The sequence below is a fragment of the Lentzea albidocapillata subsp. violacea genome (assembly GCF_900100275.1).
GTDB lineage: Bacteria > Actinomycetota > Actinomycetes > Mycobacteriales > Pseudonocardiaceae > Lentzea > Lentzea violacea.
On the sequence record NZ_FNET01000023.1, the window covers coordinates 1 to 13,142 of the forward strand.

The 13,142-nt window shown below is 67.9% G+C and carries 11 protein-coding genes; 5 read left to right on the forward strand and 6 right to left on the reverse strand.

The features are described from left to right. The coding region (locus tag BLR21_RS34155; RefSeq protein WP_176929833.1) for a transposase at positions 1 to 355 on the forward strand (355 nt) is incomplete at its 5' end. 98 nt (positions 356 to 453) lie between these two features. Here BLR21_RS34155 and BLR21_RS34160 read toward each other — a convergent pair. Together BLR21_RS34160 and egtD are read right to left on the reverse strand one after the other, a co-directional pair. Next, entirely contained in the window at positions 454 to 2,046 is a 1,593-nt protein-coding gene (locus BLR21_RS34160) for an alpha/beta fold hydrolase (RefSeq protein WP_090012828.1), read from the reverse strand. Positions 2,047 to 2,109: 63 nt separating this feature from the next. Beyond that, positions 2,110 to 3,081 (reverse strand): L-histidine N(alpha)-methyltransferase, encoded by a 972-nt coding sequence (gene egtD, locus BLR21_RS34165; RefSeq protein WP_090012833.1) that lies wholly within the window; start codon positions 3,079 to 3,081, stop codon positions 2,110 to 2,112. A gap of 118 nt (positions 3,082 to 3,199) precedes the next feature. Here egtD and BLR21_RS34170 point away from each other — a divergent pair, with 118 nt between their 5' ends. Further along, positions 3,200 to 4,393 carry an RNA-guided endonuclease InsQ/TnpB family protein gene (locus BLR21_RS34170; protein WP_090012835.1) on the forward strand — a complete coding sequence of 398 codons (1,194 nt, stop codon included), beginning with the start codon at positions 3,200 to 3,202 and terminating at the stop codon, positions 4,391 to 4,393. 30 nt (positions 4,394 to 4,423) lie between these two features. On the opposite strand, the gene egtC is transcribed toward BLR21_RS34170, so the two are convergent. From egtC to BLR21_RS34185, 3 genes are read right to left on the reverse strand one after another with little or no spacing between them, the layout of a single operon-like run. Next, complete coding sequence (egtC, locus tag BLR21_RS34175) at positions 4,424 to 5,149, reverse strand: ergothioneine biosynthesis protein EgtC (RefSeq protein ID WP_090012838.1); 726 nt, start codon at positions 5,147 to 5,149, stop codon at positions 4,424 to 4,426. Positions 5,150 to 5,153: 4 nt separating this feature from the next. After that, positions 5,154 to 6,458, reverse strand: coding sequence for an ergothioneine biosynthesis protein EgtB (egtB, locus tag BLR21_RS34180; RefSeq protein WP_090012841.1), 1,305 nt, complete (start codon positions 6,456 to 6,458; stop codon positions 5,154 to 5,156). Next, positions 6,455 to 7,654: a glutamate-cysteine ligase family protein gene (locus BLR21_RS34185; RefSeq protein WP_090012845.1), complete on the reverse strand. Its 1,200-nt coding sequence runs from the start codon at positions 7,652 to 7,654 to the stop codon at positions 6,455 to 6,457. The genes egtB and BLR21_RS34185 overlap by 4 nt, the downstream gene beginning before the upstream one ends. 198 nt (positions 7,655 to 7,852) lie before the next feature. On the opposite strand from BLR21_RS34185, the gene BLR21_RS34190 reads away from it, so the two are divergent. Genes BLR21_RS34190 through BLR21_RS34200 form a run of 3 tightly spaced genes read left to right on the forward strand, consistent with a single transcriptional unit; the run spans position 7,853 to position 10,136 of the window. After that, positions 7,853 to 8,077 carry a hypothetical protein gene (locus BLR21_RS34190; protein ID WP_090012847.1) on the forward strand — a complete coding sequence of 75 codons (225 nt, stop codon included), beginning with the start codon at positions 7,853 to 7,855 and terminating at the stop codon, positions 8,075 to 8,077. Continuing rightward, positions 8,077 to 9,024, forward strand: coding sequence for an ATP-grasp ribosomal peptide maturase (gene tgmB / locus BLR21_RS34195; RefSeq protein ID WP_090012849.1), 948 nt, complete (start codon positions 8,077 to 8,079; stop codon positions 9,022 to 9,024). The genes BLR21_RS34190 and tgmB overlap by 1 nt, the downstream gene beginning before the upstream one ends. Then, positions 9,021 to 10,136, forward strand: a complete 1,116-nt coding sequence (locus BLR21_RS34200; RefSeq protein ID WP_090012852.1) for a methyltransferase domain-containing protein — start codon at positions 9,021 to 9,023, stop codon at positions 10,134 to 10,136. Before tgmB ends, BLR21_RS34200 begins: the two co-directional genes overlap by 4 nt. 2 nt (positions 10,137 to 10,138) lie before the next feature. Here the strand turns inward: BLR21_RS34200 and BLR21_RS34205 are convergent, their stop codons facing one another. Then, positions 10,139 to 13,009 carry a PQQ-dependent sugar dehydrogenase gene (locus BLR21_RS34205; RefSeq protein WP_256335118.1) on the reverse strand — a complete coding sequence of 957 codons (2,871 nt, stop codon included), beginning with the start codon at positions 13,007 to 13,009 and terminating at the stop codon, positions 10,139 to 10,141. Between the last annotated feature and the right edge of the window lie 133 nt (positions 13,010 to 13,142).

The window sequence follows — 13,142 nt, forward strand, 5'->3', positions numbered from 1 at the left end:
GATCGACAAGACCGTGCCCGCCGGGCTGGACGTGCATCTGGTCTGCGACAACTACGGCACGCACAAGACCGCGGCGATCAAGGCCTGGCTGGCGAAGCATCCGCGGTTCCACATGCACTTCACCCCGACCGGATCCTCGTGGATCAACCAGGTCGAACGCTGGTTCGGGTTCCTGGCCGAGCAGAAGATCAAACGCGGCGCCCACAAGAGCGTGCAAGCACTCGAGAAGGACGTCCGGGCCTGGATCGCCGACTGGAACACCCATCCCCGGCCGTTCCTCTGGACCAAGACCGCCGAAGAGATCCTCGAGTCACTCGCACGCTTTTGCAGGCGAATTTCCGGCGCACGACACTAGTGGCGCGACCCGGAACGTCGGCGAGGTAATCCACGCTCAGCAGGGCACCTCGCGGCGTCTGAACGCGAATTCCCCCGGCAACCTTCCGGGCCACACCACTAGAACGGTTGGGCGTTCGGCTGGAAGACCTGACCGTTCGCGGGGGCGGTGAGGTCGACGAGGTACCTCGTCACCGCCGCGTCGGCGCCGGCCGAGTCACCGAGGATGCAGTGACCGAACGCGTCGACGCTGATCAGGCGCGCGTTGCCGAGTTGCTTGGCCATGCGCTCCGAGAACAGGTACTGCGTCGCCGGGTCGTAGTAGTTGCCCACCACGACGATCGGGTTCCTGGTGTGGCGGTTCCACGGGCCGATCCAGCGGTCCGGGTTGCGGTCCGGCCACGTCGGGCAGGTCAGCAGGTCGGACGCGGCCTGGTAGCGGCCGAACGTCCTCGACTCCTGCTCCCACCTGTCCGCGGTCCGGGCCCAGTGGCGGTTCGAGCGGGAGAACGGCTTGTCGATGCAGTTGACGGCGTAGTAAGAGTCGTCGCTCGTGTACGGCGTCTCCGGCAGCACCCGGACGTCGGCCCTGCCGCCCAGGTTGTTCAGCATCGGAACGTCCACAATGGACTGAACACCCAAGGCGGACGGATTCTGGGCGGCGTGGATCGACTGCAGCCACGCCGTCAGCGCCTTGAACGTGGTCGGGCTGTACAGGTTGCTCGCCGTGCGCCCGACCAAGCCGGTCAGCGTCACCTGGGTGCCGTTGGGCAACGTCGTGGGGCCCTTGCGCAACGACTCGCGGATGTCATCGAACTTCTTGCGCGCGTCACCGGCGAACGCACACCGCTCGACACCGACGGAGTCGCAACGCTTCAGCATCGCGTCCAACGCGATCTCGAAGCCGCGGGCGCGCTCACGGTCGTACTGCGCGCCGTTGGTCAGCCGCAGCTGCGGGTCGACGTTGCCGTCCAGCACCAGGGCACGTGACCGGTGCGGGAAGATGTTCGCGTAGGTCGCGCCGAGCAGCGTGCCGTACGAGAAGCCGACGTACGTGAGCTGCCTGTCCCCCACGGCTTCGCGCATCATGTCGAGGTCGCGTGCGACCGCTTCCGTCGACATGTGGTTGAGCAGCGGACCGGCGTTGATCTTGCAGTAGTCCGTGTAGACCTTGGACTGCCGGAGGGAACTGGCGATCTCGTCCTTGGTGATCGGCAGCGCGTACCAGCCGACGTTGACCGCATCGGCCTCTTCCTGGGTGCGGAAGCAGCGCAGCGGCGCGCTGCGGCCGACACCGCGCGGGTCGAAGCCGATGAGGTCGAACTTCTCGAGGATCTCCGGCGTGAAGAAGCTTCCGCCGTACGCGCTGTAGATCAGCCCGGCGCCACCGGGACCGCCGGGGTTGATGAACAGCGAACCGATCTTCTTCGCCGGGTCGCCGGCGGGGCGCTTCATCATGACGACGCCGGTCGAGTCACCGCGCGGACGCGAGTGGTCGACCGGCACCGTCTGGACCGCACAGCTGACCTTCGTGCGTTCGGCGGCGGGGATCTCGGCGAGCACGTCCGCCGCGCACGGCCCCCACGCGGCGGGTCTGACGGCGGAGGTGGCTTCGGGCTGGGCTGACGCGCTGCCCAGACCGGTGATGACGGTGCCGAGCGCGAGGACACTGACAAGCGCCACGCGCACGGCACGCGTTGATGCAGGAGTCATCGAGCCAGCCCACCACTCACGGTGAGCCGCCAGTACCCGCCTATCGTCGGGTTGTGACCTGGGCTACACCGCTTGGGCTAGCGAGACCGCGAACCGTCCCTCGGCGTCGGTCCACCAGCGGTGCAGCGAGAATCCGGCGTCCTCCAGCTCCTGCCGCACGCCCTCCCTGCGGAACTTGGCCGACACCTCGGTGCGCAGTTCCTCGCCCTCGCGGAACTCGACGACCAGGCCGAGCTCGGCGAGCGTCACGCTCATCGCCCGCTTGGCGCGCAGGCGCATCTCGATCCACTCCTGCTCGGCGTTCCACAACGCCACGTGCTCGAACGCCTCGACGTCGAAGTCTCCGCCCACCTCGCGGTTCAGCACGTTCAGCACGTTGCGGTTGAACTCCGCCGTCACGCCCTGCGCGTCGTCGTACGCGCGCACCAGCGTGGCCGGATCCTTGACGAGGTCCGTGCCGAGCAGCAGCCACTCCCCCGGATCCAGCACGTCGCGGACCGTGCGGAGGAACTTCTCCCGTTCCTCCGGGATGAGGTTGCCGATCGTGCCGCCCAGGAACGCGACCACGCGCGGCGACTCACCGGGCAGCAACGACAGGTGCTGCGTGAAGTCGCCGACCACGCCGTGCACCCGCAGGCCCGGGTAGTCCGCGATGATCGCGTGCGCGGCCTCGGTGAGCGCCGACACCGACACGTCCTGCGGCACGAACTCCTTGAGCGTCCCGTGCTCGCGCAACGCGCTGAGCAGCAGCCGCGTCTTCTCCGACGAGCCGGAACCCAGCTCCACCAGCGAATGCGCGCCCGTCGTCGCCGCGATCTCGCCCGCGCGCTCCGCGAGCACCTCCCGTTCGGCACGGGTCGGGTAGTACTCGGGCAACCTCGTGATGTCCTCGAACAGCGCACTGCCCACGGCGTCGTAGAACCACTTCGGCGAGACCCACTTGGGGTCCGCGGTCAGTCCGGCCCGAACGTCGGCACGTAGCGCGTGTGCGGCGTCCTCCGGCTTGAGATGAACGTCCAGCACCGGCTCGGTCATTAGATGCCCTCCGAGGAGACCCCGTCCGTCCGGGCGGGGAGAGATCGGACCCCTGCGGAGCAGGACCTGGACAGGCCCACCGCCTGGAGCCACACAGCGATTCAGTAGGTTGCGAGCTGTGAATCGGCAAGTGAAGCGGGCGTTCCGGTACCGCTTCTATCCGACCGAGACACAGGCAGAAGAGCTGTCGCGCACGTTCGGGTGTGTCCGCAAGGTCTACAACTTGGCACTGCAGGTCCGAACGGAAGCGTGGACGCAACGCGGAGAACGGGTCGGCTACATGGCCACGTCGGCGCTGCTGACCGCCTGGAAACGCACTGAGGAACTCGCGTTCCTGGGCGACGTATCCGCAGTGCCGCTGCAGCAGGCGTTGCGGCATCTGCAGACCGGGTTCACGAACTTCTTCGCCAAGCGTGCCCGGTATCCGCGGTTCAAGTCGCGGAAGAAGTCGCGTGCCGGCGCTGAGTACACGCGTTCGGCGTTCCGGTGGCGTGACGGCGAGCTGATGCTGGCGAAGATGGCCGAGCCGCTGGACATCCGCTGGTCCCGGCCACTGCCCGAGGGCGTGGCGCCCTCGACGGTGACTGTGTCTCGGGACGCGGCCGGGCGGTGGTTCGTGTCCCTGCTGTGTGAGGATCCCGGCGTGCGGCCGTTGCCCACCACGGATGCGGTGGTGGGGATCGATGTCGGTCTCGATCAGCTGCTGGTCCTGTCGACCGGGGAGAAGATCGGCAACCCCCGGCACGAGCGCCGGGACCGAACCGCGCTCGCGAAGGCACAGCGCGCCTTGTGCCGCAAGCAGAAGGGCAGCAGCAACAGAGACAAGGCCCGCGTCAAGGTCGCCCGTGTCCACGCCCGGATCACTGATCGGCGCGCGGACTTCCTGCACAAGGTCACAACTCGGCTCGTGCGTGATACCCAAACGTTCGTGATCGAGGATTTGGCCGTGTCGAACATGGTCGGCAACCGGCGCCTGGCCCGTGCGATCAGTGATGCGGGATGGCGGCAGTTCCGGCAACTGCTGGAGTACAAAGCGAGCTGGTACGGGCGGGACGTGATCACCGTGGATCGCTGGTTCCCATCGTCCAAGCTGTGTTCGGTCTGTGGCGCACTCGCGGCAGCGATGCCGCTGCACCTGCGCACCTGGACCTGTGGTTGCGGCGCGACCCATGACCGGGACGTGAACGCGGCACGCAACATTCTGGCCGCCGGGCTGGCGGTGACAGTCTGTGGAGCCGGTGTAAGACCTCAACGGAACACTCCGGGCGGGCAGTCGGCGACGAAACAGAAAACCCTGCGGCGCAAGCTGTAGGAATCCCACTCGTTCACGAGGGGGAGGAAGTCAAATCGGTCGAACCTCCACAGTGGATGGTACGGCGGTGACCACGTGCCGGTCGGGGATCTCCCGCCAGCCAGGGTCGTCGTCGAGCGGCTCGGACGCGAGTGTCACGCCCTCACCTTTCTGCAGCACCCACAGGGCGTGTGTCCACGTCGTCCCCACGAGCACTTCTCCGTTGGTCAGCAGGAAGTTAAGGCGCGACTTCGGCGCCGCGTCCACAACCTCCCGCACGAGTTCAACAAGCGTTTGTGCCGGGTTCTTCCCGGTCTCCAGCCGACGTCTGAGGACCGTCCACAACAGCGCGGAGTCGGTCGGCGCGTCCATCGTGAGCAGGTCGGTCACGTCGAGCGTCTTCGCCAGGCCCGCCACGGTGTGCGGCCAGCCGTCGACGCGTCCGTTGTGGCTGAACAACCACGTGCCGTCGGTGAACGGCGCGCAGGCCGCGTCCGCCACGGGCATCCCCGTGGTCGCGGACCGGACCGCCGCCAGGAAGGCCGTCGATTCGGTGCCCGCCAGCTGACGCAGGTTCGGGTCGCTCCACAACGTGCCGGCCCGCCGGTAGCGCACCGGGCCGGGGAACCAGCCGACGCCGTACCCGTCGACGTTGACGGTTCCTCCCGCCCGCATGTCGCCGGGCGCGTAGGACTGGCGCTCCAGCGAGTGCGGTGCCTCGTAGAGCGGACCGCCGATGGGCACGGCGGTGCCCAGGTAAGCCAGGTGGCGGCACATCTGTCTAGGCGTCCCTGGCGCAGCGGAAGCCGGCGAAGATCTGCCGTCTGATCGGGTAGTCCCAGTTGCGGAACGTCGCGCGGATCGCCGACTTGTCGGTGCCGAACGAACCTCCGCGCAGCACCTTGTAGTCCGGGCCGAAGAAGACCTCGGAGTACTCGCGGTACGGGAACACCTCGAAGCCCGGATACGGGCCGAAGTCGCTCGACGTCCACTCCCACACGTCGCCGATCAGCTGGTGCACACCGGCCGGGGACGCCCCCTCCGGATACGCGCCGACCGGGGCCGGGCGCAGGTGGCGCTGGTTGAGGTTCGCGTGCTGCTCGGCCGGTTCCTCGTCGCCCCACGGGTAACGGCGGGTCTTGCCGGCGGCGGTGTCGAACCGGGCCGCCTTCTCCCACTCGGCCTCGGTCGGCAGACGCTTGTGAGCCCACGTCGCGTACGCCTGCGCCTCGTGGAAGCACACGTGCACCACGGGTTCGTCCGGCACGATCGGCTCCGTCACGCCGAACGCCGTGCGCACGAACGAGTTCTCCTCGCGCTGCCAGAACCTCGGCGCCACGAGCTTGGCGCTCGTCCGGTGCTGCCAGCCCTCGTCCGTCCACAGACGACGGTCGTCGTACCCGCCTGCCAGGACGAACTCGGCGTACTCGCCGTTCGTCACCGGTGTCGTGTCGATGAAGAACGAGTCGACGTGCACGGCGTGCGCCGGACGTTCGTTGTCCAGCGCCCACGGTTCGTCCGACGTGCCCATTTCGAACGGTCCGCCCGGAATGAACGCTTCCGTTGCGGGAACCAGGTTTCCACCAGGTGGCAACGGTGCGTGCAGCACCGGTTCACCCGTACGTAACTGGTGCGTCGCCAGCATCGTCTCGTCGTGCTGCTGCTCGTGCTGCACGATCATCCCGAACGCGAAGCCGTTCTCGACGAGCCGGCGCCCCTGCAGCGGCACCTTCTCCAGCACGTCGAACACCTTGCCGCGCACGTCCCCGACGTACTGGCGGGCTTCACGAGGGTTGAGCAACGGCAACTCCGGCCGCACGCTGCGGGAGAACTTGAACGCGTCGTAGTACTCGTCGATGTCGCTGCGCACCGGTTCACGTCCGCCGACGTCGCGAACGAGCCACAGCTCTTCCTGGTTGCCGATGTGCGCCAGGTCCCAGACCAGCGGCGACATCAGCTTCGAATGCTGCCGCACGAGGTCGTGCTCGTCGACGGCGTCGGTCAGGGCGGTGGAACGCGCGCGCGAGCGCAACAGTTCCCCCGCCACCTGCTCGCGGAGGTCGTCTCCATTGATTTGGCGGGTCACAGCTTCCCCTCAAGCTCCCGGCCGATGGCGCCGATCTGGTCGTGGGAGAGTCCGGTGCGGGGCAACGCCTCGATGCCCAGCGCCACAACGTCTTTCGCGGCACGCGCGATGCGTTCGTCCGCCAGTCCGTGCCGCGCGGCGACGAGCCACCGCCCGGCCGCCCGTTCGGTCGCCGCCAGCACACCGTCCACAACGGACGGATCGCTGAACAGCGCGACGAGCAGCGCACTCGGCGCGATCCACCCGCCCGGAGCGGGTGTGTCCAGGTATCTGATCTCCATGTACCCCCGCGGCCGCACCGGCGGGAACATCAACGACAGGTGGTAGTCGAGGTCGTCGCTCGTGGGCGCGCGATCGTGCGCCCCGTCCAGCCACTCGGCGAACGTGAACCTGCGCGCCGGAATCCAGTTGGGACCCGGCCCGCGCACGACGATGACGGGTGTGTCGACGACTCTTCGTGCGTAGGCCTGAGCCGGATCGGCGCACACAGCACTGGGTCTGGTGCGCACGGGATCACAGCCGTAGAGCGTGCGCATGCGCGCGGACGCCCAGTCCTGGTGCATGCCACCGATGCTCGGCGAGTTCGCGAACAGCGCAATCATCACCGGCCCGAGCTGGTGCACGGCGGCCCATCTGTCCTGCAGGTACTTCTGCTCGCCGAAGTCGAGGCACACCTGCAGACCGGCGGTGTTGCACATCATCGAGATGCCGTCGGCGCCGAGCCCGCCGAACGCGTGCTCCATCGCGGCGTACCGCGGCACCTGCAGCAGGCGGGTGGGACGTCGATGCAGGTCAGCGCCCTTGTCGCCAAGCACGAGACCGTGGTCGGCCAGCATGGCGGTGAGGTAGGAGATGTCCTGGGCGACGGTGGAGAAGAGGTCCGGGAGGCTGGTGCAGGGAGGAGTGGAGATCTCGACCTGCCCTCCCGGTTCGACGGTCAGCGGGGTGCCGCTGGGAAGCGGCCTCTGCGGGCTGTCCGGAACGAGAGTGGGTGGTGCGTGTTCGCCGAGAGCGACGGCGAGCCGGTGTTTGTCGAGGACCTGAACAGGGTCTTCGGCGTGGTGGACGGTCCATTCCAGCTCCACGCCGAAAAGCCTCGGAGGCCCGTGTTTGAAACAGACCGAGGCCACATAAGCCTCGGCCTCGGCGCGATCGGCGAACCTCGCCGGCGCCGGTTGATTACGCAACGCAGTCACGCTGCCACACTCCCCGTGATCGTCTGGCCGATTCGACGCTACACGCGGGGTCTGACACTCGCAGCCCTCAAATCCTTACGAAACAAGTGAAATGCCCGTGTGCACGCGTGCATGCAGGGGTTTTTGACACAGTTCCTTGGAGGACCTCCAACTCGTAAGGTAATCAAGCAAACACAGAGGATCACCACGGGGGCCCTGATGACAGACCCGCTCGCACCGGTCAGCGGGCAGTTCGCGCTGGCAGGCTCCACCGGCACGATCGACGCAGGCGCGATGCCCTCACCGGACGGCGTCAGACCCTGGGGACTGCGCCGCGCACACCCGGCTCGCCCGGTACCGGTCTCCGGCGAGCCGACAGCGCTGACGACGTCGAGCGTCGACGGTGAGGACCCGCCCAGCGCCGAAGACTGGATCAACGACTGATGACGGTTCTCGTGCTCGCCGCGGACCGGGATCCCACAGCCGATCGAGTCATCCGCACCCTGCACGAGCGGGATGTGCCGCATGTCCGGTTCGACACAGCGCGATTCCCACTGGAAGCAGCCATCGACGCGGAGTTGCGGCAAGGCCGGTGGACCGGACGGTTGCGGACGAACGGGAAGATCGTCGCGTTGGAGGAGCTGCGATCGATCTGGTACCGCAGCCCCGCCGCGTTCGAGTTCCCCGGCACGCTGTCCGCGACCGAACGCCAGTGGGCGACGACCGAGTCCAAGCTGGGCCTCGGAGGAGTCCTGGCAGCTCTGCCCGTGTGTTGGGTGAACCATCCGGCACGCAACGCGGACGCGGCGTACAAGCCCGTACAGCTGGTCACCGCCGCTCGATGTGGCCTCCAGGTGGCGGACACACTCGTCACGAACGAAGCCGAGGCCGTTCGCCGGTTCGCCTGCGGCGGCGAGGTGGTGACCAAAGCGTTCGGCTCACCTTCCATCCGGGAGGAGGGAGTCCGGAAGGTCACCTTCACCGCGCTCGTGACCGAGAGCGATCTCGCTGACCTGCGTGGAATCGAGGTCAGCGCTCACCAGTTCCAGCGCTGGGTCCCCAAGCTGTGCGACGCGCGGGTGATCGTGGTCGGCGATCGGCTGTTCGCCGCCGCCATCCACGCTCGGACCGAGGAGACCCGCGTCGACTGGCGCAACGACTACAGCGCCCTGCGGTACGAACGGATCGAGCCGCCGGGCCAGGTCACGAACGGTGTGCGCGGATACTGCGCCGCACTCGGCCTCGTTTACGGAGCGTTCGACTTCGTCATCAGACCGGACGGCGCGTGGGTGTTTCTCGAGTGCAACGCGGGCGGCCAGTACGGATGGATCGAGGACGAGATCGAGGCACCGATCAGCGAGGCGATCGCCGACGTTCTGGAGGCCGGATGACGGCCTGGCAGCAGCTGGCCCGCAGGCTCGCGGACGAGGTCGAGGCGGACGGCGCCACCGCCTGGCGGGATGCGCTGGAATCGGTGCCACGGCACGTTTTCGTGCCCAGGTTCTACGTCCAGCAAGCCGATGGGGCGTGGACTGAGACGACGTCGCGGGACGACGGCTGGATGACCGCCGTCTACCGGGACCGGCCGCTGGTCACCGAACTCGCCACGACGCCGGAAGGCCACCGCGTCACCGTCTCGTCGTCGACCAAACCGGGACTCATGGTCCGCATGCTCGAAGCCCTCGACCTGCACGCAGGTCATCGAGTGCTGGAAATCGGCACCGGTACGGGCTACAACGCCGCGCTGCTCGCGCACCGGCTCGGGTCCGAGCACGTGTTCTCAGTCGACATAGGTGCCTTGCTCGTCAACGCCGCCCGTGCACGGCTGACCGGACTGGGACTTGCCCCTACTCTCGCGGCCACGCACGGCGCTGATGGCTGGCCGCAGCATGCTCCGTTCGACCGAATCATCGCGACGTGCTCGCTACCTCAGGTGCCAAGGGCATGGGCAGAACAAGTCAGCGAAGGAGGCCGTGTCCTCGTGGACCTCAAACCGAGCGTCCACGCCGGCAACCTCGTGTCGCTCACACGTCACGCCGATCGCCTCGAAGGAAGGTTCCTGCCTCGATGGGCGGGATTCATGGCGATCCGCGATGAGGACAGCGCACCGGAAACCCTCGTTCCAGCAGTCGACCTCGATGAGGAAACGCGTTCGGCCACACGGCTGGATCCTCTTCCATGGTCGTCCCTCGTGCCGTGGTTCCTCGCTCAGGCAGCTTTGCCGGGCAAGGTGACGTTCGGCTACCGCGGAGACAAGGCGGTCTTCAGCACCAACGACGGCTCGTGGGCCTCGGTCGGATTGAAGCCGGACGACACGGGGGAACGTGAAGTGCGCCAAGGCGGTCCAGTCCGGATCTGGGACGCGTTCGAAGCCGCACAACGAACGTGGGACGAACTCGGCCGGCCGAACTGGGACCGCCTTGGACTGACGGTCACACCCGATGGCCGCCATCGCGTCTGGCTCGACGCTCCGGCGAGCGGCATCGGGTGGGACCTCAGGTGAAGCTATGTCCTGGCATTCGAACGGCCGCGCAGCACCGTGGCCGCGACCGACGCGTTCTTGATCGCCGTCTCGATCTGCGCCATCGACGAACCGGAGGTGATCCCCGGAACCGTCGCGGTGTTCAACGCGTACAACGTGAACGTGTACGGGTTGGTCGAGCCGCCAGGGCAGGGCCCGAAGTACTTCAGGGAGTTGGCACCGGATCCCATCGCCTTCTGCTTCGCCGCGCCCTGGCCCGGCACGGCGAACCCGGACCCCAGGTTCTCCGGCAGCGAACGGGAACCACCCGGAATGTCCCAGATCGCCCAATGGAGCTTGTTGCCGTTGTTCACGCGGTCCGCGAACACGATGGCGTAGGCCTTCGCCCCGGCGGACTCACCCCACGCGAACGACGGCGACGGGTCCTGGCCCGCGACACCGTCACCGGCGCACGTGTGCTTGGCCGGGATCATCGCGTCGTCCGCGAACGCCGGGGACGTCAGCTTGAAAGCACTGCCGCCGCCTTCGTAGACGATGTCGATGTGCAGGACCCGGTCGTTGCCGGCCGAGCCGTCCTTGTCGGTCGTCGTGGTCAGCCAGATGTCGCCCTCCCGGTCCACCTCGACCGTGCGCAGGCGGTTGTAGGTGCCCTGGAAGTAGATCTGCTGGTCGACGAGGTTGCCGTTGGCGTCGATGCGCATGCGGTAGATGCGCTGGCCGACGGTGGTGGCGACGAAGACGTAGTCGTTGATGATCGTCAGGCCGGAGGGTGAGGCCTGCGAGGTCGACCAGGTCTTCTTCGGCGGGACGGTGCCGGCGCAGTCGCCGATCGTGCCCTCGCAGGGCCGCCAGCCGTAGTTGCCGCCCTTGGTGATCAGGTTGACCTCGTCCTGCCGCGAGTTGCCGAACTCCGTGGCCCACAGGCGTCCCCGCGAGTCGAAGTCGAGGCCCTGCACGTTGCGGTGGCCATAGCTCCAGATCGCCTTGCCGGGGAACGGGTTGTCGGACGGGATGGAGCCGTCCGGGTTGACCCGCAGGATCTTGCCCGCGTTGGTGTTCAGGTTCTGCGCGTTGTTCTCGTTCTGCGCGTCACCGGTCGAGATGAACAGGTACCGGCCGTCCGGGCTGAACCTCAGGCGCCCGCCGTTGTGGTAGCGGTTCTTCGGCACGCCGTCGAGCAACGTCGTCCAGCCGGTCAGCCGCGTGCCGTCGAACTGGGCCCTGACCAGGCGGTTTCCGCCGCTGTAGGTGTGGTAGACGTACACGAACCGGTCGGCGGCGAAGTTCGGCGACACCTCGATGCCGAGCGCGCCGCCCTCACCGTTCGTGCCCATGGCGCCGGGCACCTTGCCGACGACGGTCTTGGCGCCGGCCTCGGTCACGCGCAGGACGTTGAACGTCTCGCGCTCGGTCACCAGCGCCGAGCCGTCGGGCAGGAACGCGAGACCCCACGCCACGTCGACGCCGCCGGCGATCTGCTTGACCGTGCCGGGGTTCGGCACACCGGTGCCGCCGCCGGCCGTCGGCTTGACGGAGATCTCGTTCGAGAACGGCGAGAGGTTGCCCGCCGCGTCCTTGGCGCGCACCTTCACCGCGTACGTCTGGCCGGTCACCAGGCCGGCGACGGTCGCCGACGTGGCCGAACCGTCCGCGGTCTGCTTCAGGGCACCGTCGAAGTGGATCTCGTAGCCGGTGACGGCCACGTTGTCGCTCGAAGCGCCCCAGGCGATGGCGACGCTGGTGGAGGTGGCGCCGGTGGAACGCAGGGTGCCCGGAGTGGTGGGCGCCTGGTTGTCCACGGGCGCGGGCTTGGTGCGGCCCGGCACGTTGTTCGACGCCTGCGAGACGTTGCCGGCGCGGTCCTTCGCGAACACGGTCCAGTCGTACTCGACATCGGGACGCAGGCCGGTCGCGGTCGCCTCCAGCACGTTGCCGACGCTCGTGACGAGCTGGCCGTGCTGGTAGATGTCATAGCCGGTGACGCCCACGTTGTCGGTGGCCGCCTCCCACTTCAGCGACACGGAGTTGTGGGTCGAGCTGACGAACTGCAGGTTGCGCGGCGGCGTCGGTGCCTCGTTGTCCGGCGGGCCGACCAGCACGGCGGTCAGTTTGTCCGCGTTCGGGCCGCCGTTCGCGGTCGTCGCGGTCGCCTTGATCCTGTTCGCGCCGGCGTGCAGCGTGACCTTCGCGGTCCGCGTCCGCCACGTCGTCCACGCGCCCGTGCCGGGGAACGAGACGGTCTGCGCGTGGGCGCCGTCCACGGTCACCGAGACCGGGCGGTCGGCCGTCGTCCCGTTGGCGTAGCGGAACGTCAGGTCGTGCTCGCCACCGGACTCGGCGTTGATCGTGTACTCGACCGACGAGCCGATGACGTTGTTGTAGTTGACGAACCCGCGGCCGGAGAAGCCCGCCCAGTTGGACTCGACCACGCCCTGGCTGATCGTCGCGTCCTCCGCCTCCTGCTCCAGCGCGGGAATGGACGCGAGCTCCTCGACCTCCAGGTAGTCGAGGTTGGGGCCACCGGTGGCACCGGTGGACGTGAGCTTGATCTTGTTCGAGCCCGCGTTCAGGTTCACGGTGTTCTCGGCGGACATCCACGTCGTCCACGCGCCGGTACCGGCGAACGCGCGCTCGTCGACGGCGAGGCTGCCGTTGACGCTCACGTCGACCGGCCGGTTGGCCGTGGTTCCGTTGGCGTAGCGGAAGACCAGCTTGGCCTGGCCCGCCTTCGACGCGGTGACGGTGAACTCGACCGAGCTCCCCGCGACGTTGTCGGCGTTCACGAACCCGGCCCCGGAGAACCCGGCGTGGTTCGACTCCACCACGCCCTGCGAGATCGTCGCGTTCTCCGCTTCGTACCGCACCGGTGCCGCGAGGGCCTCCGGTACCGACATCACTGCGACGGCTGTTGTGCAGGCAACACCCATCGCGCCGAACGCGCGAAACGTCCGGCTTCTACTCGGTGCCACTGTTGTGCCTCCCACGAGACGGGTAGGGGGTTCACGACGGAGCGGCGGCGGATTCAGT